Source organism: Halobaculum roseum (assembly GCF_019880245.1).
Classification (GTDB): domain Archaea; phylum Halobacteriota; class Halobacteria; order Halobacteriales; family Haloferacaceae; genus Halobaculum; species Halobaculum roseum.
Map to the genome: position 1 here is coordinate 37,689 of NZ_CP082288.1, position 20,579 is coordinate 58,267.

General features: G+C 66.7%; 24 protein-coding genes. 15 read left to right on the forward strand and 9 right to left on the reverse strand.

Annotated elements, in window-relative coordinates; genetic code table 11:
* Positions 1-32 precede the first annotated feature (32 nt).
* From K6T36_RS16605 to K6T36_RS16635, 7 genes are all read left to right on the forward strand, one after another.
* Entirely contained in the window at positions 33-956 is a 924-nt protein-coding gene (locus tag K6T36_RS16605) for a TIGR03571 family LLM class oxidoreductase (RefSeq protein ID WP_222923846.1), read from the forward strand.
* 389 nt (positions 957-1,345) lie between these two features.
* A complete protein-coding gene (locus K6T36_RS16610; protein ID WP_222923847.1) occupies positions 1,346-2,365 on the forward strand; it encodes an endonuclease/exonuclease/phosphatase family protein in 1,020 nt (339 codons plus the stop codon).
* A 383-nt stretch (positions 2,366-2,748) separates the two neighbouring features.
* A complete protein-coding gene (locus K6T36_RS16615) occupies positions 2,749-3,444 on the forward strand; it encodes a nucleotidyltransferase domain-containing protein (protein WP_222923848.1) in 696 nt (231 codons plus the stop codon).
* Positions 3,437-3,946, forward strand: coding sequence for a DUF8154 family protein (locus K6T36_RS16620; RefSeq protein ID WP_222923849.1), 510 nt, complete (start codon positions 3,437-3,439; stop codon positions 3,944-3,946). The genes K6T36_RS16615 and K6T36_RS16620 overlap by 8 nt, the downstream gene beginning before the upstream one ends.
* Positions 3,947-4,257: 311 nt before the next feature.
* Entirely contained in the window at positions 4,258-4,485 is a 228-nt protein-coding gene (locus tag K6T36_RS16625) for a DUF7385 family protein (protein WP_222609253.1), read from the forward strand.
* 112 nt (positions 4,486-4,597) lie between these two features.
* Complete coding sequence (locus K6T36_RS16630; protein WP_222923850.1) at positions 4,598-5,320, forward strand: profilin-fold protein; 723 nt, start codon at positions 4,598-4,600, stop codon at positions 5,318-5,320.
* Positions 5,321-5,525: 205 nt separating this feature from the next.
* Positions 5,526-6,770, forward strand: a complete 1,245-nt coding sequence (locus K6T36_RS16635; RefSeq protein WP_222923851.1) for a hypothetical protein — start codon at positions 5,526-5,528, stop codon at positions 6,768-6,770.
* Between the two features lie 9 nt (positions 6,771-6,779).
* Here K6T36_RS16635 and K6T36_RS16640 read toward each other — a convergent pair whose 3' ends face one another.
* Positions 6,780-7,790 carry an aldo/keto reductase gene (locus tag K6T36_RS16640; protein WP_222923852.1) on the reverse strand — a complete coding sequence of 337 codons (1,011 nt, stop codon included), beginning with the start codon at positions 7,788-7,790 and terminating at the stop codon, positions 6,780-6,782.
* A gap of 189 nt (positions 7,791-7,979) precedes the next feature.
* Between K6T36_RS16640 and K6T36_RS16645 the strand changes: the two genes are divergently transcribed.
* Positions 7,980-8,732, forward strand: a complete 753-nt coding sequence (locus K6T36_RS16645; RefSeq protein ID WP_222923853.1) for an MBL fold metallo-hydrolase — start codon at positions 7,980-7,982, stop codon at positions 8,730-8,732.
* 57 nt (positions 8,733-8,789) lie between these two features.
* Here the strand turns inward: K6T36_RS16645 and K6T36_RS16650 are convergent, their stop codons facing one another.
* Entirely contained in the window at positions 8,790-9,935 is a 1,146-nt protein-coding gene (locus K6T36_RS16650; RefSeq protein WP_222923854.1) for a tyrosine-type recombinase/integrase, read from the reverse strand.
* Between the two features lie 216 nt (positions 9,936-10,151).
* Between K6T36_RS16650 and K6T36_RS16655 the strand changes: the two genes are divergently transcribed.
* Entirely contained in the window at positions 10,152-10,361 is a 210-nt protein-coding gene (locus K6T36_RS16655; protein ID WP_222923855.1) for a HalOD1 output domain-containing protein, read from the forward strand.
* A 155-nt stretch (positions 10,362-10,516) separates the two neighbouring features.
* Positions 10,517-11,233, forward strand: a complete 717-nt coding sequence (locus K6T36_RS16660) for a hypothetical protein (protein WP_222923953.1) — start codon at positions 10,517-10,519, stop codon at positions 11,231-11,233.
* A gap of 47 nt (positions 11,234-11,280) precedes the next feature.
* Here K6T36_RS16660 and K6T36_RS16665 read toward each other — a convergent pair whose 3' ends face one another.
* The 4 genes from K6T36_RS16665 to K6T36_RS16680 form a co-directional block, all read right to left on the reverse strand.
* Entirely contained in the window at positions 11,281-12,285 is a 1,005-nt protein-coding gene (locus tag K6T36_RS16665; protein ID WP_222923856.1) for a ring-cleaving dioxygenase, read from the reverse strand.
* Positions 12,286-12,388: 103 nt separating this feature from the next.
* A complete protein-coding gene (locus tag K6T36_RS16670) occupies positions 12,389-13,120 on the reverse strand; it encodes a competence/damage-inducible protein A (RefSeq protein ID WP_222923857.1) in 732 nt (243 codons plus the stop codon).
* Positions 13,121-13,262: 142 nt separating this feature from the next.
* Positions 13,263-13,610, reverse strand: a complete 348-nt coding sequence (locus K6T36_RS16675) for a HalOD1 output domain-containing protein (RefSeq protein ID WP_222923858.1) — start codon at positions 13,608-13,610, stop codon at positions 13,263-13,265.
* Entirely contained in the window at positions 13,603-14,034 is a 432-nt protein-coding gene (locus tag K6T36_RS16680; RefSeq protein ID WP_222923859.1) for a DUF7344 domain-containing protein, read from the reverse strand. The genes K6T36_RS16675 and K6T36_RS16680 overlap by 8 nt, the downstream gene beginning before the upstream one ends.
* 147 nt (positions 14,035-14,181) lie before the next feature.
* On the opposite strand from K6T36_RS16680, the gene K6T36_RS16685 reads away from it, so the two are divergent.
* The gene (locus K6T36_RS16685) at positions 14,182-14,460 is read left to right on the forward strand and encodes a DUF7542 family protein (protein ID WP_222923860.1); all 279 of its coding nucleotides are present in this window, start codon (positions 14,182-14,184) and stop codon (positions 14,458-14,460) included.
* Between the two features lie 101 nt (positions 14,461-14,561).
* On the opposite strand, the gene K6T36_RS16690 is transcribed toward K6T36_RS16685, so the two are convergent.
* The 3 genes from K6T36_RS16690 to K6T36_RS16700 are packed head-to-tail and all read right to left on the reverse strand — an operon-like array spanning position 14,562 to position 16,726.
* Complete coding sequence (locus K6T36_RS16690; protein ID WP_222923861.1) at positions 14,562-15,026, reverse strand: YeeE/YedE family protein; 465 nt, start codon at positions 15,024-15,026, stop codon at positions 14,562-14,564.
* Positions 15,026-15,520 carry a YeeE/YedE family protein gene (locus K6T36_RS16695; RefSeq protein ID WP_222923862.1) on the reverse strand — a complete coding sequence of 165 codons (495 nt, stop codon included), beginning with the start codon at positions 15,518-15,520 and terminating at the stop codon, positions 15,026-15,028. Before K6T36_RS16695 ends, K6T36_RS16690 begins: the two co-directional genes overlap by 1 nt.
* 12 nt (positions 15,521-15,532) lie before the next feature.
* Positions 15,533-16,726, reverse strand: coding sequence for an MBL fold metallo-hydrolase (locus K6T36_RS16700; RefSeq protein WP_222923863.1), 1,194 nt, complete (start codon positions 16,724-16,726; stop codon positions 15,533-15,535).
* Between the two features lie 246 nt (positions 16,727-16,972).
* Between K6T36_RS16700 and K6T36_RS16705 the strand changes: the two genes are divergently transcribed.
* The 4 genes from K6T36_RS16705 (at position 16,973) to K6T36_RS16720 (ending at position 20,579) form a co-directional block, all read left to right on the forward strand.
* Positions 16,973-17,218, forward strand: a complete 246-nt coding sequence (locus K6T36_RS16705; RefSeq protein ID WP_222923864.1) for a sulfurtransferase TusA family protein — start codon at positions 16,973-16,975, stop codon at positions 17,216-17,218.
* A 1-nt stretch (position 17,219) separates the two neighbouring features.
* Complete coding sequence (locus K6T36_RS16710) at positions 17,220-17,807, forward strand: DsrE/DsrF/DrsH-like family protein (RefSeq protein ID WP_222923865.1); 588 nt, start codon at positions 17,220-17,222, stop codon at positions 17,805-17,807.
* 341 nt (positions 17,808-18,148) lie between these two features.
* Positions 18,149-19,585 carry a cytochrome ubiquinol oxidase subunit I gene (locus K6T36_RS16715; protein ID WP_222923866.1) on the forward strand — a complete coding sequence of 479 codons (1,437 nt, stop codon included), beginning with the start codon at positions 18,149-18,151 and terminating at the stop codon, positions 19,583-19,585.
* Positions 19,578-20,579, forward strand: coding sequence for a cytochrome d ubiquinol oxidase subunit II (locus tag K6T36_RS16720; protein ID WP_222923867.1), 1,002 nt, complete (start codon positions 19,578-19,580; stop codon positions 20,577-20,579). The genes K6T36_RS16715 and K6T36_RS16720 overlap by 8 nt, the downstream gene beginning before the upstream one ends.

The window sequence follows — 20,579 nt, forward strand, 5'->3', positions numbered from 1 at the left end:
CCGACATACGACTCCCGGACCGATACGGTTCCGTGACTGATGCCTCCGACACCCGCGGGTTCCGGCGCCTCTTCGGCGGGGACGATCTCACCTTCGGTGCGGGCTTCCCCCTGACGGACGCCCGCGAGTCGCGCCCCGCCGTCGACGAGGAGATGGCGCTGGCCGCACACGCCGAGTCGGTCGGCTTCGACGGCCTGTGGGCGCGGGACGTACCGCTGTACTGGCCGCGCTTCGGCGACGCCGGCCAGACGTACGACACCTGGCCCTGGCTGAGCCACGTCGCGGCCCACACCGACGAGGTCGCGATCGGCACCGCGAGCGTCGTCCTCCCGCTCCGGCACCCGATACACGTCGCCAAGAGCGCCGCGACCGTCGACCACCTCTCGGACGGGCGGCTGGTGATGGGCGTCGCTACCGGCGACCGCGACCCCGAGTTCCCGGCGTTCGGCGTCGACATCGACGAGCGCGGCGAGCAGTTCCGCGAGTCGATCGACCTACTTCGGACCGTCTGGCGCGACGAGTTCCCCGAGACCGACGGATCGTGGGGCGAACTCGACGGCGACCTCGACGTGGTGCCGAAGCCGGTCGGGGAGACGATCCCCCTGCTGCCGACCGGGTTCGCCAGGCAGTCGATCGAGTGGATCGCCGACAACGGCGACGGCTGGTTCTTCTATCACCTCCCCGAGTCGACGCTGGAGTCGTACCTCGACGACTGGCGCGACGCCGCCGGCGACACGCCGTACGCGATGGCCGTCCGAACCGAGCTCGCCGACGATCCGGAGGCCGACCCGGAACACCGCCATCTCGGCTACCGCGCCGGCGCCGAGTGGTTCGTCGAGTACTTCCGGACGCTCGACGATATGGGCGTGGACCACGTGCTCGTCTCGCCGGCGGGCGGCGAAGATCCCGAGGCGTCGCTGACGCGGTTCGCCGAGACGGTTATCAACCAGGTGTGACGCTGACCGGTCGAGTACATTGCAGAATTTCTACTTTGCAGAAATCGGTTTTACTGAACTGGCACAGGTGGGGAGACATCGATGTTGGCGAGTCACTGGATCGGGGGCGGCGGTAAGCAGGTCGTACTCTCGGAGACACGTACAGCCCGTCGCCCGACGCCCAACCGATTCGACCGCGACGCCCGCGACGGAACTCGCATTTCCGGATCGCGGGGCGATACAGATCGGCTACGAACCCAATACTTCCGTATAACGAAACCATTCGGGGGCGAGCGACCGGTATGGGTGCTTACGAGATTGGCGATTCAGCGTCAGGTCCCCACCGTCGAACCGTCCTGAGGGGACTGGCGGGGGCGGTAGGGGCGACCCTCGCGGGGAGCAACCCGACGGTGGGGCGGGCGGCGACGCCATCGGAGGGGACGGCGACGGTGTTGACACAGAACGTCTATCTCGGCCTCGACTTCTCGCGGCTGCTCGGCGCGCGTTCGTACAGGGAGCTTCGCCGTACAGTCGGGCGCTTCCTGTCCGAAGTCGAGGCCGCAGAGTATCGAGCACGGGCTGACGCCGTCAGCGCGGCGGTGGAAGCGACGGACGCCGACGTTGTCGCACTTCAAGAGGCGTCCCTGTTCAGGAAACAGGAGCCCGGCGACTTCGCGTCGGTGGGTGCAGAGAGCGCGGACACCCAGGTCGTCGACATCCTCGCGGAGGTGGAGCGGGCGCTGGAGGCGCGAGGGCTCCGATACGAACGCGCGGCGGTGACGACTACCTCGGACGCGGAACTCCCAGCCGAGACGGACGACGGGCCGGTCGACCTGCGCGTCACCGACAGAAACGCGCTCCTCGTGCGGGCCGGCGTCGCCGTCGACAACGTCGTCACGAACTCGTACGAGGCGGACCTGGCGCTGCCGGTTCCGGGAACCGATCAGGAGGTCGCGCTCCGTCGGGGGTACGCGCAGGTAGATGTCGCGACCGACGAAGTCGAATTCACCGCCGTCTCAACGCACCTCGAGTCAGTGTCGTCGTTTCTGCGCGTCGTGCAGGCGCGAGAGCTGATCGACGACCTCCGGGGGACGAACCCCGTCGTCCTCTGTGGCGACCTCAACAGCGGCCCGGAGTACGAGCCGGCCGCCTACCAGGTGCTCACCGAACGCTTCACCGACTCCTACGACCGGGTCAAACCCCGGTCGAAGGGGAACACGTGCTGTCAGTCGCCGGACCTCCGCAACGACCGGTCGCAGTTGAGTCGGCGGATCGACGCCGTCCTCCGCCGTGGCGCTCTCCGGGCCACGGACGCCCGCCGGGTGAACCACAAGCGGAGCGACCGCCTGGAGGTCGACGGCGACGATGGGAGGGTCTCCGTGTGGCCCTCGGATCACGCCGGGGTCCTGGCGACGTTCGAGGCGACGTGAACCCCGCAGAAGCGGTGAGGGGACGGACACCGATCACGTTGTCGCGCACCGTCTGGGACTATCAACGAAATACGCGCTGGGCGCTGCCGGTGGCGCGTGACCGACTGGAGCGACCATCGCGGGTACGACCGTCTCTTCGGTGACGACGATCTGACGTTCGGCGCGGGGTACCCGCTGACGGGGGGATAGAGAGGAGCGACCCGTCGTCGAGACCCTCGTCTCGCCGACGGACGGGGACGACCCAGGGGCGTCGCTGACGCGGTTCGCCGAGACGGCTATCGACCAGGTGTGACGTTGACCCATCGAGTACTTTCCATAGTAATACTTAGGCAGAATCCGTTTTACGTATAGTATTTTTATAGTAGTGGTCCGTGATACGGCACATGAACCGTCAGACGGAGAGAACGGAACCCGCTGGAACCTCTATTTCGGTTTCGCTACCCCTTTCAGACCCGGATATATTCAAGCACAAAGCGACGAGCGATGTCCTTTTATTTTTAACTAACCATCGATTGAGTGATTTTTCGTTGCGGGAACTCGCGACGCAGATCGGTCATTCACACCAGTCCGTCCGTCGTGCAGTGAACGTTCTCAGTGCGAATGACTTGGTTGTCGAATCATCCGAAAGCAACCAGCGACTCGTACAGATCAACAGACAGCGCCTGTCGATTCCCGAAGACCCGATCCTCAGGATCCCCCAATCGGAGTATCACCACCCCGTGAACACTGCGGTAACAAAACTCCGTGAGAATCTCAGCGATGTCGTCGGTATCATCCTGTACGGGAGTGTCGCCCGAGGGGATGCTGACCGGCGAAGCGATATCGACCTCTGGGTGCTTACTCGCTCCGGACGGGCCGAATGCCAACGAGAAGCGAACGCCGTCGCACGCGATCTCGAAGAGACCGCGTTCGATGGTGACCGATACGCCTTCGATATCGATGTCGAGGCCGTCCAAGCGATCCCGACCTACACCGAGGACATTCGGGAGATCGTCGTCTCGGGAATTCCGGTCTACAAGACGAGCGACTTCGAAACAGTCGAAACCCTCCTGTTGGAGGAGGGAACCGCCGATGAGTAGCGGCTCCGATCCGACTGCCGTGATCGCGGCACTCGACCGCGCACAGGACGCCTTCGAGATGGTCGGACGCGGTCGGACGGAGTTCGAAGACGGGATCCGTGCCGATGAAGACTGGAAGACACAACTGACGAAAGCATGTCGCCTCCTCGCGGTCGTTGATACGCTCCAGTCACAGAATGGGTACTACACAGCCGTCATCGAGGTCTGTTTTGGCACTATCGAACGATCGATCGAGGCGTATGCGCTCTCGATGACGAACGATACGCTCCAAGCGTTCCAGGACCACCAATTCAGCTACGAGCGTGCCCACCAGATCGGGCTCTTCGAGAAGGAGACTGCCGAGGAAATGAAGAACCTCTACAGCGAGAACCGGACTGAGAGTTACTACGGCGGCGGGCGTCCGACCGAAGAACAGGCCGAGGCAATGACCGAACTCGCGATCGCCGTCCATCAGTTCGCTGTGAGTCAGATCCGGGAAGGTGGCGTCTGTCTGTGTGACTGACTACATCGCACTCCGATACTGATCCGAACACGAGCATGTCGCAAACTGGTACTCGCGATCATCGGCGCACCGCTCCCGCGTACTTTGACTGTAGTTGCGACGGCCGCCAGCGTGTAGTTCTCGCGTCTGAAGCGTGACGGAGCCGTGATCCAAACGGACAGAGACCACGTGCTGTTTCGCCGGTGAACGACGACAACCCCGAACCGCCGCTGACGCGGTTCGCCGAGACGGTGATCGATCGGGTGTGACCGGAGCGATGCCGGGCCTGTCGGTTCCTGATGATTAATTAGGTGTGACCCGCATCGGGAGGCATGGACATCGACACGGAGGAGCTACTCACGTCGCTGACCAAGCGCGAGGACAACGCGGCGATCAAGTCCTACCAGAACACCGTCGCGGTCGCGTGTCCCGCGTGCGAGAAACCGTTCGACGACCTCGTCGTCTGCAAGCAGAACCCCACGAGCCTGGACCTCTCGAAGCAGTTGGACCTGTGCGTCGGCGTCGACGACGGACAGGCGTACATCTTCACGCACAGCTAGCCGCCCACCCACGTCGAACAAGCCTGACCCTGCCGACGGCAGATCGGCACACTCGATCGGAACGTCCGATCGACACCGCGACGGTTATGGCCCGCTGGCGTCACCCATCGCTGTGACTGATTGGCCCCCGGTCGATCCAACCGACGCGGACGCGGTTGCCGACCGACGCGACGAGATTGTGGAAGCCGTCCGCGACCACGCCGGACGAATCGCCTACCAACTGGCGCTGCTACAGGGCGGCGACTACGGCAGCCGTGATGTCGACACCGACCGCGGTACCTGGACGGTGAAGTACGAGGGTGGCGACCTGGAGTACCTTCGATTCTCTCCGAAGAGTGGGTCGGACGTGTACGTGATCTCGACGAAGCGCGATCCGGAACCCGGGCCGCTGGCGACGGCGTTGGCCGACTACGACGCGTTCGTCCGCGGATTCAACGCGTACGTCGACTCGCTGAAGGGCGTCCTCGACGACGTGTCCACCGAGTTCCCGGAGGCGACGACTACGGAGACGGTCGTCGCCGAGCGAGACCGCGTGCTCGACGCCGTCCGCGACGCCTGTGACCGGATGGCCGGCGAACTCCACCGCTATGAGGGCGGCGACTACGGCACCTACGCCGCCCGTGTCGACGGGACCCGCTGGGAGCTGAAGTGGGAACGCGACGGCGTCTCGTACCTCCGCGCGGGCGGCAGCGGCGGCGTGTACCTCCTCTCGCAGTACGAGGCGCCCTCGGCGGCCGACGTTCGCCAGTACGCTCCCCAGTTCCGCGGCTTCGTGGAGGCGTACAACGATCACGTCGAAACGCTGGAGGCCGAACTGGCGAGCGTGGAACTGTAGGTTCGAATACATAATCGCTATGGTCCGGTCCGCTGTTGATGGCATCGTGAGGAGCGCAGTAACCCGCAGGACCGCGCTCCGATCGATCGCGGCGATTACCGGTGGCGGGCTCGCGACCAGCGGCGTCACGGGTCGCCGCCGGCAACGCGATCGATTCGAGCCGGAGCGGCATGGCTTCGGCTTTCGCAACTGGGGGGCGCGTTCGATGTACTTCGAGCCGCCGCCTGACCCGTCGCCGGCGGACGTCCGCGAGCGGGTCCGGGATCGGTGGCACGACCGGGCCCAGGCGTCGCTTCGGATCGATACGACGGGATTGCCGAGCGGGGTCGTCGACGCGATCGCGACCCAGATCCGGGCGGCTGTGATTCAGCGGGCCGGGACGAACGGCCACTGTTACGGCATGGTGTTGAGCGCGCAGGCGTACTTCGAGGACCCCGAGTCGATCCCCGTCGACGAGGAGGTCGCGAGCGAGATCGCGGGTCCGACGGTCCCGTTCGAATCCCCCGACGCACCGGTGTACGAGGAGATCGTTCGACGCCAAGCGGACCAGTTCCTCCGGTTCCGGCCGTGGCTCGCCCGGCGAGCGATCCTCCATCCCGAGTGGCTCGATCAGACCGCGGTGATCGACGACGTACGGTCGGTCGTCGAGGCGACGGGGACGGCGTCCGTCGTACTGTTCGGTGACTCGCTGCTCGCACACCAGGTGCTCGTCCACCGCGTCGAGGCCGTCGACGGCGGGGTGGAGCTGGGACTGTACGACCCGAACCGGTCGTCGGGTGGACACCGACGGCACCCGCCGACAGTCAGGTTCGACCGCGAGGACGGTCGGCTCACGATGAGACCCTACGACGACTTTACCGGACTGTTGTACACTCGCTATGACCAGATCGAGCAGGCGAGCGATCGAACCCGCGCGGGTCCGCTTGACCATCTGGACGTCGACACCGACCGCGTGCGCGACGGGCTCCTTCCGGTCGCGCAGGTCGCCGTCGACTCGACGGACGTGGCGCTGTCGGTTATCGAACCCTCCGGCGATCGAGCCCGTCGGATCCGAGGCCGGTTCGACGACCGATCGCGGGGATCCGTTCCGCGGCTCCGGACGTGTTACGGGGCCGAAATCGGCCGCTACCGGATCCGGCTCCTCGCGACCGCGGACACGACCTACGAGCTTCGCACGGTGGTCGCCGGCGCGGAGACGACGCGTCTGGAGGCGACGCGCTCGGGTGCGATGGACGCCGGCGCGGTCCGCGAGTACGAACTGATCGTCGGGTCACCGGCTCAAACGACGGTTCAGCGCGTCGATCTCGATCGAGGGGGCGGGTCGAAGGATCGGATCGTCGCCGCCGGCATCGGTGCGGTCGCGGGCGCGGCGCTCGGGGCCGGCGCGGTCGCACTCGGTCGGCACCGCGGCGGAACCTCCGAGAAGTCGACGGACGAGGGCGGGCGGTGACGGCGCCGGTTAGAGCCCGGTGTAGGGGCCGCCCTTCGCCTCGGTGAGCCGGTCGACCTGCTCCCCGGAGAGGTCGATCGTCGCGGCCGCGAGGTTTTCCTCCAGTTGGTCGACGGTTCGGGCGCCGACGATCGGCGCGCTGACGCCGTCGCGGTGCATCAGCCACGCGAGCGCGGTCTGGGCGGGCGAGGCGTCGACCTCGTCGGCGATCGCGTCGAGTTCGTCGTGCACGTCGAAGTTCTCCTCGGTGAGGTACTCGTCGGCGAAGCGGCTCGACTCGGCGGCGCGCGACTCGCCGGTCAGCCCGTCCTCGCGGTCGTACTTCCCGGTGAGGAAACCCTGTCCGAGCGGGCTCCACGGACACACCGCGAGATCCTCGTGGCGGGCCATCTCCAGGTAGTCCCCCTCGATCTCGCGGTCGACCAGGTTGTAGCGCGGCTGGAGGACGGTGAACGGCTCCCAACCCTCGTTGCGTGCGATCTCGTTGGCCCGCGCGACCTTCCACGCGTTGGGTCGCAGCGTCGAGGCGCCCAGGTAGTGGACCTTCCCGTCCTCGACGAGGCCGTTGAGCGTCTTCATCAGTTCGCGAGCGTCCGTCTGGTCGTCCCAGCGGTGGATGTACAGCACGTCCACGTAGTCGGTTCCGAGGCGGTCGAGCAGCGCGTCGATCCGGTGGCGGATGTTCTTACGGTTCGTGCCCCGGCTGTTGGGGTCGCCGTCGCGGATCTGCCAGAAGATCTTCGAGGCGATGGTGTAGCGCTCGCGGTCGCGGTCGGCGAGCCAGTCGCCGATCCAGCGTTCGCTCTCGCCGCCGCCGTACACGTCCGCGGTGTCGATGTATCGGCCGCCGGCCTCGGCGTACGCGTCGAGCAGCTCGTGTGCTCGTTTCTCGCCGATCTCGACGTTGCCCTCTTCGGTCTCCTTGCCGAAGCGCCAGGTGCCGAACTGCAGCTCGCTCGTCTGGATGCCGGTCCCCCCAAGCTGAACGAACTCTAGGTCGATGTCCGCGAGGTCAGTCATCGGGTGCGTGTTCGTCGCTTCGAGTGAAAAGGGTTCAGCATGCGGAACGGGACGTGGATAACCGGCTCCGTGATCCACTCGGCGGGCGAAAACCTTCGTCGACGCCGGCGGTACGGGCGATAGTAGAACGGTACGGTTCGTGCCTCAGGTGGACAGAACTGCTATCTGTTACGCTATCGAACGGACGGTATGATCGCCTCCCCGGCCGACGACGGGGGTGACCCCTCGGGTAGAGCGGTGGCCGAGGGCGTCTATCGGTTCGGCACGCGTCGGATCAACTGGTACGTCCTCGAGACGGGCGACAGCCTGACGGTCGTCGACGCGGGTCTCCCTGCTCACCGGCCGCAACTGACGAAGTGGCTCGGTGACAACGGCTACGAATTCGCCGACATCGCCGCCGTCGTACTGACTCACGCGGACGTCGACCACGTCGGCTTGGCCAAGCCCCTCGCGGATCAGGGGGTCCCCGTGTACTGTCACCCGGCAGACTTCCCTCTCCTTCGGAGCCATCCGCAGGGTCCTCCCCGGTGGTATCTGCGATCGCTGTGGCGGCCGAGATTCGTCGGCTATGCGCTTGAGATGCTCCGCGCCGGCGTTCGCTCCGTCGAACCGCTCACCGGTGTTGAACCGCTCTCCGACGGGGACGTCCTCCCCGTGGCGAGCGAACTGCGCGTGATTCACGCACCCGGGCATACCCCGGGGTCGTGTGCGTTGTATGCCGAGGACCGAGCGGTCCTCTTTTGCGGCGACGCGCTCGCCACACGGAATATCTTCACCCAACGGGAAGGTGAGCCGCAACTGCTCGGGTCCGCGGACGAGGACCACGAGGAGGCCAAGGCGTCGCTCGAGCGCCTCGACGGGTTGGGGTCGGTGACGGTCCTTCCGGGTCACGGGAACCCCTGGGACGGGGATATCGAGACGGCGATCGCCCTCGCCCGCTAACGAAGGCTCTCCGTTGGTGGGTTCATCGCGCGTTCTCGCTCGCCTTCGCCGCGCTAGCTACGAGTCGAGCGCGTCCTCGGCGGCCTCTCGGAGGCGTTCCACGTCGTCGTCTCGGTAACTCGCGTGTGTCGTCTCGACCGACTGGTGACGGAGCACCTCCTGTGCCAACTCCGCGCTGGTGTCGTACAGTTCGTCGCCGAGGCCGCGCCGCGCGCCGTGCGGGAGCAGCGTCTCGCCGTCCTCCGTGACCCCGCTTTCGGCAGAGAGCCGCTTCAGGAGGCTCCGTGCGCCGGCCGTCGAGATCGCCGGCGGGACGAGATCGTGTTCGTGCAGGAGCTCCCACACGGTCTCCTTCGTGGGCTCGGCATCGACGCCCTCGGCTTCTCGGACGACCCGATACAGGCTCGGGAGGTGGCTCGTGGCGAACACCGGCCACTCCTCGCTCGGCGGGTCCTGCCGGCGGTAATGCGCCCGAATGCGGTCGACACCGGGTTCCAGCAGCGGCGTCCGCTGCCACTCCTGGGTCTTGCCGTACACCCTGAGGGTCCCCTCGTCGAGGTCCACGTGTCGCCAGCGGAGTCCCTGGCGACGGTCGTTTTGCGGGTCGCGAAACAGTTCGGCGCCGCGGGCGCCGGAGTACGAGAGCACGGCGACGAGCGCGCGGTCACGCGTCGCTCGCGGCGGATCGAGCCAGCCGCGATCGAGGGCGTCCTCGGCGCGCCAGTCCGTCCAGCGGACGATCGCCTCGCGCGTGTCCGCGCTCCAGAACTGCTCGCGGTCGTCGCCGCGGACGCCGATCGAGCGGTCGGGGAGCGCGCCGGTCGCGACGGCCGATTTCGCGGGGTTGAACTCGATCGCGTCGCGCTCGAGGAGGAACGTACAGAAGGAGCGGACGAGCGCGAAGTACTGGTGTGCCGTCCGTCCGGTGATCCCCGTCCCTGCGTCCTCCTCTCTGGCCCAGGCTCGCCGCGCGAGATGGGAGGCATACGATTCTAGGTGCCCGACAGACAGATCCGCGGCCGTCACGGCGCCGCGGTCGCCGACCCTGCCCACGAAGTCGCCGACGACGCGCGCGACCTCCCCCCGGTGGCGACCCGAGTCCCCCTTGCTGACGTGGGCGACGAACGCCGCCAGCGCGTCATCGAGGGACGTGTTCGGCCGAACGTCCGTCGGGACGCCCGTCCGATCTGGCTGCGGACTCATCTATGGACGCGTAGGCGGTGCCGACGGGATAACTCTCCCGCACGCGACGCTCGGATCTCCCCGCTTCGGGGTTGGCCCGGCGCGCTGCTGTCCTTTACCCCTCTCGTGTTGCGTGACCTTCTGTGTTCGTAGAGTCTCCGTCGTCCCTCGAGTAGACGGGTAGGATGTCAACACAACAAGATTCTTAATTGTGTAGCTCTTTCATAGTTTACTCACTTGCCTCCCAAGATCGTTCACGAGGTCGTCACGACGATCGCCGACCGTAACGGCGTTCATCCCGACCAGCTCGAACCGCCGCTCGCCGCTGTCGTGGATCCCGACGCGCTGACGACGGTTCTCCGTGACACCTCCGGGTACGTAACCTTCGAGTACAACGGATACATCGTCACGGTCGGCGACGACGGCACCGTAACCGTCGAGGAGTAGCGGCTGGCGGTCGGTTCGGCGGTCGATCGATTTGCCCGCGTGCGAACGTGTGTAGCGAAACGTTCGGCTGACGCCACGGGGGTACGTTTATGTCGTCGCTTCAACGTCGTCGAACCGACATGTCTGCGACATCGGTTCGAGGGATGGTACGGGGAATGGCACGACGCGGCAACCCCGCGTTCGCGGTCGCCGTCGTGGCGATCCCCGTGGCCGCACTCGCCTACGCCGTGACCGGCGCGTCGGTTCAGATTCACACCTACGTCCACGTGATGACGGGACTGCTGTGGACGGGCATCGACATCTTCATCGGCGCCGTGCTCGGGCCCGTGATCGGCGGACTCGACGAGGAGCAAAGCGCGGCGGTGTTCGAACGGCTGACGCCGAAGACCGCGTTCCTCCTCCCGGCGCTGGCGTTCACGACGATCGCGGGCGGGATCACGCTCGCACAGCGCATCGACGTCTTCCCGCACGCGGACGTGTGGCTCCCGCTGTTCACCGCCGCGAACGTGATCCCCATCCTCCTGCTGTTCGGCTACCGGATGAACGTCTTCCGCGACCGTCGCTGGCAGGCGGTCTTCCTCGTCGGAACGGTCGGGTCGCTGGCGTGGGCCGCGACCACGATCGGGGGCTTCCAGATGACGACGCCCGTGATCGCGGTCGCGCTCGGCATCGTCACGATCCTGTCCGTGCAGGGGTTCGGCTTCCTCCTCCCCGGCGAGATCCGGATGTACAAGCAGATGATCTCCGCCGACCCGGATCCTGCGGTCATCTCGGCGATCGGACAGCAGAACGCGAAGCTGGGGCTCGTGCAGGGGATCTTTCAGTTGCTGCTCATCGCGGACATGGTGTACCTCCGCTACGGCGGCTTCTGAGTCCGCGGTTCGTTCGACCGGTCACGGCGGTCGAACGCACGCCGCCGTCAGTCGTCGGCTTCGCTCTCGGCCGTCTCGGCGGCTTCGGCCCGCGGCACCGTCACGTCCGTGAGCTGTGATTCGATCTCGTCGCGGCGCGCCTCGAACTCGCCCGGCAACACCAGCCGGCCGCCGAGGTCGTCGAGCGGCTCGTCGCTGTCGTAGCCTGGGTCGCTCGTCGCCAGTTCGAACAGCACGCCGTTGTGCTCGCGGAAGTACACCGAGCGGAACCAGTGGCGGTCGATCTGCTGGGTCGGCCGCAGGCCCTCCCCCTGGACGGCCGACCGCATCGCCGACTGGTCGTCGTCGGTCGGCGTCTGGAACGCGACGTGGTGGACGGTGCCGTGTCCCTGCCGGCCCGCCTGGACGGTCGGGAGCACGTCGACGTACTTGCCGACCGAGCCGGCGGCCGCAAAGCGCGTCCGTTCGTCGCCGGGGGTGTCGCCCGGCGACTCCTCGGTGCCGACCTCCTCCAACCCCATCGTCCGCAGGAGGTCCATCGTCGAGTCGGGGTTCGCGAGCCACAGGGTCACGGAGTGGAAGCCGCGGATGGCGTGATCGGCGGGGACGAACTCGGTCCACGGCACCGTCGGGTCGTCCTCCGGGATCTCGACTTCGACCAGTTCGACCGGGAGCCCGTCGGGGTCGCGGAACGGGAGCACCGTCTCGCCGAAGCGGTCGACGCGCTCGTCGTAGTCGACGCCGAACTCGTCGAAGCGGTCCTCCCAGTAGTCGAGGCTCCCCTCGGGGACGCGGAACGCGGTCCGCGACACCTGGCCGGACCCGACCTTCCCCTGCGAGAGGTTCTCCCACGGGAAGAACGTCATGCTGGTTCCGGGCGTTCCCTCCGCGTCGGCGAAGAAGAAGTGGTACGTGCCCGGGTCGTCCTGGTTGATCGACCGCTTCACGAGTCGCAGGCCGAGCGTCTCGACCCAGAAGTCCATGTTGCGCTGCGGGTCGCCGGCGACGCAGGTGACGTGGTGGATGCCCCGCGTGGGAGTAACGGATGCCATTACCGCTACCCACGGTCCACAGCGACTTGAATACGCGCTGACGTGAGTGTTACCGGTCCGGCTTCGACGGGATGGCGACCACCTCCCCCGGCCCTCTCGTAAATCACTCCTCGACCGTCTCGACACGCTCGGCGAGCCACTCGAACGCCTCGTCGACGGCGTCGGGGTCGTCGCCGCGGACGGTCAGTCGGTTGTGCCCCTGCGTGTCCGGGTAGCTCCCGATCGCGACGGCGAAGCGGTCGCGGGCGCCGTCGAGCGTCCCGACCATCGACCCCTCGGGCTGTGGCGTGTACAGCGTCCGAGCCACCTCGTCGCCGGCGAACTCGTCGGCGACGCGGCCGAAGACGGCCCGCACCTCGCTCGGGACGCCCGGCATCGCGTACACGTTCTCCAGAACGAACCCCGGACACAGACCGTCGTCGTTCGGGACGTATCGCGCGCCCTCGGGAAGCGACGCCCACGCGGCGACGTCGATATCCAGCTCGTGTGTCTCGACGAGGTCGGGGTTCGCATCGCGGTAGGCGGCGACCGTCTCCAGGACGGCCGCTCGAACCTCCTCGCGAACGGCCAGATCGCGGTCGAAAGCGTCGGCGATGGCGTCGGCCGTCACGTCGTCGTGGGTGCCGCCGAGTCCGCCGGTGACGATCACGGCGTCGTACGCGTCGGTCCACGCACGGACCCGATCCGCGATCGCCGTCCGATCGTCGGGCATCGTGAGGATTCGCCGGACGCGTGCGCCACGTCCGGCGATCTCGCCCGCGAGCCACGAGGCGTTCGTGTTCGTCGTCTCCCCGGCGAGCACCTCGTCGCCGACGGTGACGATCGCGACGTTCATCGGACGCGACGAGGTGACGTGACCACAAAAGCCCGCCGTCAGATAGCGGCTGACTGTACGGTCGCGGTCGAGCCGAGCGTGTGCTCGCGGTCCGACGGTCGGCACCGGTCAAGCGCCCGCTCGCGATCCACGCGACCGCCCGTCAGCCGGCGTCGTCGGTCGGCGAGAACACGCTGACCCACCCGTCGGTCCGAACCTCGACCAGCGACCCGTCGCGACCGAACCTGACGGAGTCGCGGTGGCCTGCGCCGGGGTTCTCGTTGTTCTCGACGAACCGGGTGACCGCATCGATGTCGACACACTCGTACAGCGGTGCCCCGGGTAACCCGCTGGGGACCACGTCGTTAGCGTCGGCGATCGTCGCCGCGATCACGTTCGAGAGATCGGCGCTCGTCTCCGGGTCGTACCGTCGCCGCGCGGTCCGCGTCCACTCCCGATCCCGCCACGTGACTCGCGCCGGCACGTCGGTCGGCGCGCTCGACTCATCCATCTATTCGTCCCCGTTCGGCGGCGTCAGAACAGTCGAGGGCGGTCTCGACGGCACCCAGCGCGTCGACGACGGGCCCGAACCGCTCCCCTGGGGAAACAGTCCCCCCGTCACTGTCGAACGAGACGACCTTCATCGACGCCAGCTTGGGAACGTGCTGGTGGTACAGGGAGGTGTACACCCGCTCGCATCCGTCGACCGACTCCGCGTGACTCAGCAACTGACGTTCGGCCGCGGCCACGCTCGCCGCGAGCGCGGTCACGTTCTGCTCGCCCCCCTCGGCGAGCATCCGACAGACGACCCGCCGCCGCCGGTCGTTCAGCGCGTCGAACACGAAGTCGGGACACCCAGTCCGCTGCGGCAGCAGCGGCGCCGCCGATTTCCGGGCGAGACTCTCCCCCTCCGAGTCGAACCGGTCTCCCGTCATGGCTCGTACGTTCGGGGACCGATGGATAATTGATGAGATCACTTGCTGTCACGTTACCCTACCGCCGGCGGCGAGGCCGACGGTCGTCGCGGCGGCTGTCGCCCGTAGATGGTGTGACTTACCACGAACGACCACGAACGAGACGGTATGTCGACGGCCGTCCTCGTCCGCTGTGACGACTGTTCCTACGAGGAGACGTTCGGGTCGCTTCGAGCCGCGCGGACGGCGCTCGACGAGCACGAGCGCGGGACTGCCCACACGGTCGACTGGTACATCGGCGGACTCCCGCCCGGCGTGGAGCGCGCGGGCGACGACGCCGGCGTGTGCGGTCGCGAGGGCTGCGCGAACCCCGACTCGCCGCTGCTGGATCGCGAGGCGGCGCGTTCGACCGGTCGAGACTCGACCGGCAGTTCCGGGCCGGAGTAGGCCACCTCGGATGGGGTGAGTGCGGGATATCGTCCGCCAACAGACCTGGAACGCGTCGACGATTCGCCGAGTTGATCGAGGGACTTCGTCCGATCAAATCGTCAGTCGGCACCCGGGGCCGACGCGTCGCTCGCGTCGTCGCGACTGCGCCACAGTCCCTGGGCGTACGTGCCGATGAACATCCCGGCGATCGCCCACAGGATCGTCAGATTGCCGACCCCGAGGCTGGCGTAGGCGGCGCCCGGGCAGATACCCGAGAGGCCCCACCCGACGCCGAAGACGGCGCCGCCGCCGAGCACGTGATTGTCGAACGACTTCAGCCGCCGTTCGAACGTGCGGTTCGTCAGCGCCGGCCGGTCGAGCAGTTTCGGCGCGAGGAAGTACGCCATTCCTGAGACGAGCGCGCCGCCGAACATGACGAACAGGAGTCCAATGTCCTCGAACTGGAGGAAATCCAGCACGACCTCCGGCCGCGCCATGTGACTGTAGCCGAGGCCGAACCCGAAGAGGAGGCCGCCGACAGCGATCAGCGGCATGAACAGCGGGTGACGATCGGCGTCGGTCATTACGGCGTCACCCCCATCGCGGCGACGAGTTGGGCGACGCCGATCGCGACGAGCAGGAACGTCGCGACGCCGATCAGCGACGTGCGCGAGGCCGATCCGACGCCACAGATCCCGTGGCCTGACGTACAGCCCTTTCCGATCCGGGTTCCGACGCCGACGAGGATCCCGCCGACGAACAGGCGCCACACCTGCACGTCGGTGGAGTACTGGAAGCCGTCGCCGAGGGTGAACGAGTAGATCGCCGCGCCGGCGATAATGCTCGCGGTGAACACTACCCGCCAGTCGCGCGATGAGACGTACTGCTGGAAGCGAGACTGTCCCGATACGTACGACAGCGTCGACTCGAGGAACGTGCTCGCGCCGGCGCTGATCCCCGTGCCGAGGTAGATGATACTGGCGCCGAGTCCCACGAACAGGCCGCCGATAGCGTATCGGCCGATCCCGTTCGGGAAGTACTCGGCGAACACTTGCAGGGGAAGTGGATCGATTACCATTGCGTGAGGTCGTTAGTCGTCGGCCAGGGAGCCCTGGCTGGCGGCGCAGTTGTTGGGGCCGAGTTCGAGGGTGAACGCTTCCTCGTCGTCGGTATCCTGCTGGCCGAGGTTGGTCGCGATGATCTCCTCGTAGTTGGCGGGCCGGGGCGGCATGTCCGCCAGCACCGTCTCCACGAACTCGTCATCGTCCATCGAGAGCGCGTCCATCCGCGACTTCAGGTCGCCGATCGGCGCCGTGTACGTGGCGTCGTCGGCGGGGACGGCGGCGTCGCTGAAGTGGGCGCCGCCGACGAGCGTCTCGTCGGGCAGCGTCAAGACACGCTCCTGCAGCGACTTGTAGAGCATCCGGGCAGCGTCCTCCGCGCCCTCGTCGCCCTCTTCGAGGTCGGGGCGGGCGACGCTCTCGATGAACAGTCCGTCGCCGGTCGCGAGCAGACTGTCGCCGAGCAGGTAGGAGGTCATGCCGCTGGTGTGTCCGGGCGTGTACACCGTCCCGACCGTCGCGTCGCCGACCGCGAACTCGTCGCCGTCGGCCGCCGTTGTCAGCTCGTCGGCGTAGGTGATCCCACGGTCGACGGCGGGCTCTGGAACGACGCCCTCGACGCCCCGGTCGTCGAGTTCGCGAACGCCAGAGATGTGGTCGGCGTGGACGTGGGTGTCGAACGCGTACGTGAGATCGACGCCGAGCTCGTCGGCGTCGGCGAGGTAGCGGTCGGTGAACGCGCGCAGGGGGTCGACGACTGCCGCCTCGTCGCCGTCGACGAGCAGGTAGCCGAGGCAACCGGAGGAGGGACGCTGGTACTGGTACACCGTTCCCCCACCGTCATAGTTCGTGACCTCCGTTCGTTCGTAGATGCGCGCCCAGCCGTTCATCCCGTCCTCCAGGTGGTTCACGTCGTACCCGTGATCGAGGAGCGTCCCGGCGACGAACTCGCTGGCGCCGCCTTTCGCACACAGGACCGTGACCTGGCGGTCGTCGGGGATCCGGTCGAGCACGTCCTCGTCGATGTCGTCGTCGAGGAACTCGAAGTACGGAACGTTGATCGACTCGACGGTCTCGCCGTCGATCTTCCATTCCTCGTAGTCGGAAGCCATTCGCGCGTCTATCAGCGTGACTTCCTCGCCGGCATCGATCCGACTCTTCAGCGATTCCGGGGAGACGGTGTCGGCGTCCGCCTTCGGCGTGGGGAAATCGTCGGGATCCATCGTACACCGAGTCGTATTGGGGGCTCGCACATAAGGGTTCGGATAGAATTTCTCAGTATATACAATATTCCTGCCGCGGAGATCGCCCGTGATGCGCAGGCGGATAGGGTGGCGTATGGGAGCCTCAGGGGCCAATATATGCGGTATTTCGGATAACATCCGGTCCGTTTACAAGAATCGATATGGTTTTATGCCGTCCATCAATATTGTGTAGTAGCTCCAATATACAACCGGAGCGATCAACCAATGAGTGACACATTCGACATCACCGAGACGCTCGACGTGAAGGGCGCGTCGTGCCCGATGCCGGTCGTGAAGACGAAATCCGCCGTAGACGGCCTCGACGAGGGTGAGATCCTCGAGGTCCTCGCGACAGACCCCGGCAGCATGAGCGACATCGACGGCTGGGCCGCCGGCACCGACGGCGTCGACCTGCTCGATCAGGTCGAGGACGGCGACGAATTCAAGCACTACATTCGGAAGACCACATAAGATGAGCGCTGAACCCTCCGAGTCCTCGTCCGAGGACGCCACCGACGCGATGACCGAGGCGGAGCTTCGGGCCCGCGTCGAGGAGCTCGAAGACTCGGTCGCTCGGCTCGAAGCCGACGCGGACGACGGCCAGAAGAAACTGACCATCATCGCCACCAAGGGGACCTTCGACATGGCGTACCCGCCGCTCATCCTGGCGTCGACCGCGGCCGCGTTCGGCTGGGAGGTCGTCGTGTTCCACACCTTCTGGGGGTTGGACATCCTCCACGAGGAGAAGTCCAAGAGCCTCCAGCTGTCGGCCGTCGGCAACCCGAACATGCCGATGCCGAACGCGCTCGCGGCGTTGCCCGGGATGGACCGGATGGCGACGAAGATGATGGAAAAGCGCATCGACGACAACGGGACCGCCACCATCGAGGAACTCGTCGAGGTCTCGCTCGACCAGGGCGTCGAGCTGCAGGCGTGCCAGATGACCATCGACCTGATGGACTACGACGAGGACGACTTCTACGACGAGGTCGTCACCGGCGTCGGCGCGGCCACCGCGCTCCAGCATATGACCGAGTCCGACGTGCAACTGCTCGTTTGAACGTCGTTTGAACGTCGTCTTTGGCGGCCAGTCCTCTGGAGTTGGGACGGGTCGATCGAGGTGACTGGAAACGATATCGTTCTGATCGTGTCGTCGGAGTCGCCGAGACGCGATGACTCGACAGGCTCGAGCGTCCACGAGGTCGGACGGTTCCCACACACTGGGAACAAGCGGCGGGTGTGATTCGTCGGTCTCCGTACTCCGTTCGTGAACGGACGGACGATGTCATCGAGACGTGAGGTGTTCGGTGGGCCTGCGGGTGGTTCGACGATCGGCGGTGCCGAACAAACTGTTATGTGTCAGGACCTGTCGACTGTGAACAACTCGCACACGAACGGGCAATGATAGATCCAGTCCTCGCGAGCCGGCTCCAGTTCGCCCTGACGACGATCGTCCACATCGTCTTCCCGGTGATGAGTATGGGTCTCGCGCCGTTTCTCATCTATTTCACGTGGCGCGAGATCCGCGGCGGCGACGCGGTGTACGAGCAGCTTCGACGCTTCTGGACGAAGATCTTCGCGATCTCGTTCGTCGTCGGGACGGTGACGGGGATCGTGTTGGAGTTCGAGTTCGGGACGAACTTCGCGGCGTTCTCGACGGCCGCGGGCGAGCTGTTCGGGGGACCGCTCGCCGTCGAGGGGATGATGGCGTTCATGCTGGAGGCGACGTTCCTCGGCATCTTCGTGTTCGGACGCGAGCGGGTGTCCGATCGCCTGTATATGATCTCCAGCGTCGCGGTGGGCCTCGGAACCTGGCTGTCGGCCGTCTGGATCCTCATCGCGAACTCGTGGATGCAGACCCCGCGAGGCTACGAGGTCGCCACCGAGAACGGGCAGACGGTCATCCACCTCGTCGACCCGATCGCGGCGTACCTGAACCCGCGGTTCGGGTTCATGTTCGTCCACATGCAAAACGCCGCCGTGGAGTCGGTCGCGCTGTTCATGGCCGGCGTCGCGGCGTACTACGTCTACCGCCACCACGTCTGGGGGTATCCCGTCGAACACGTCGCGTTCTGGCAGAAGACGCTCAAGATCGCGCTCGTCGCGCTCCTGCTCACCGCCCCCCTCCAGGTGCTTCACGGCGACCTGTACGCGCGACACGTCTACGAGACGCAGCCCCAGAAGTTCGCCGCGATGGAGGCCGTCTGGGACACCGAGGCGTACGTCCCCGAGTACATCTTCGCGATCCCGACGGACCTGAGCCAACTGACGGACCCACGCGCGAAGGAACTGTTCGGGTTCGGGATCCCCGGCGGCGCCTCCTGGCTCGCGAGCGGGGGGAACCCGAACGCCGAGATCCGCGGACTGAACTCCTTCGACTCGGAGGCGCCGCCGGTCGCCATCGTGTTCTGGTCGTTCCGCGCGATGGTCGGGCTGGGCTTTTGGTTCATCCTCCTGGCGTTCTGGGGCGGCTACCGGTGGTACACCGGGGAGCTGTTCGAGGACGGCCTCCTTCACAAGTCGCTGATGGCTTCGAGCCTGCTCGGGATCCTCGCGGTCGAGCTCGGGTGGGTCGTCACCGAGGTCGGCCGACAGCCGTGGGTGATCCAGGGCGTGCTCGAGACGAGCGAGGGGGTCTCGCCGGGACTGACCGGCACCGAGGCGATGATCACGCTCACCGGATTCGCCGCCGTCTACACCGCGATCCTCGCGGTGTACACGTACGTCATCGTGCGGCTCATCCGGAGCGGACCGCCGGACGAGGCGGACCTCGATTCGGTTCCGGACCGGCGGCCGGAGTCGGACGCGGCACCCGCGGGGGTGAGCGACGATGACTAGCGTCGAGGCGCTCGCGGCAGGTCCGTTGTTCGGACTACCGCTGCCGGAGCTGTGGTTCGCGCTCGTGTTCGCCATGCTCGGCACGTTCCTGTTTCTCGACGGGTTCGACTTCGGTGCCGGCGCGATCTTCGCGACGCTGGAGGAGGGCGAGGCGCGCGAGACGGTCCTCTCGGCGATCGGCCCGTTCTGGGACGGCAACGAGGTCTGGCTCGTCGTCTTCGGCGGGGCGCTGTTCGCGGCGTTCCCGGCCGTGTACGCCAACCTGTTCAGCCGCCATTACCTCCTCATGTTCGGTATCCTCGGCGCGCTCATCCTCCGCGGGCTCGCCCCCGAGATGTACGAACAGCGCCACGACGAGCGCTGGCAACGCTGGTGGGGTCGCTCGTTTATCGCCGGGAGCGTGCTCGCCCCGTTCCTCCTCGGCGCGTTCGCGGGCAACTGGCTCGCCGGCAGTTCACGCTCGTTCACGCTCGTCGGGATCGTCGTCGGGGTCACGGTCACTGCGCTGACTGTCGTCTCCGGGGCCGCGTTCCTCCGCTTGAAGGCGGCGGACGCGCTTCCGGCGTCGGTGCGACGGATCGGCCTCGGCGCGGTCGCGGCGTACCTGCTCTCGGTGGTCGCGACCCTCGGCGTCCTCGCCGTTCGCCTTCCCGCCGGGGTCGAGGCGCTGTTGACGGCGCCGGTGATCGCCCTCGTCCTCGCCTCCGTCGCGTTGGCGGGCGGCTACGCGCTCGCGCTTCGGCGGGGTGCGAACCTCGCCGCCCTCGCGGCGGCCGCGGGGCTGACGTACGGGCTCGTCACGGTCGTCGCGCTGCTCATGTACCCGAGCATGGACCCCGCCGCGGGGCTCACGGTCGGCGAGGCGATCGTCTCGACGCTGCCGTTGAACCTCATGTCGATCGGCGCCGCGCTGTTGTTGCCGCTCGTGGCGACGTACTTCGTCGTCCTCTATTCGGCGTTCAGCGGGCCGATATCCGCCGGGGAGGCGTACTGA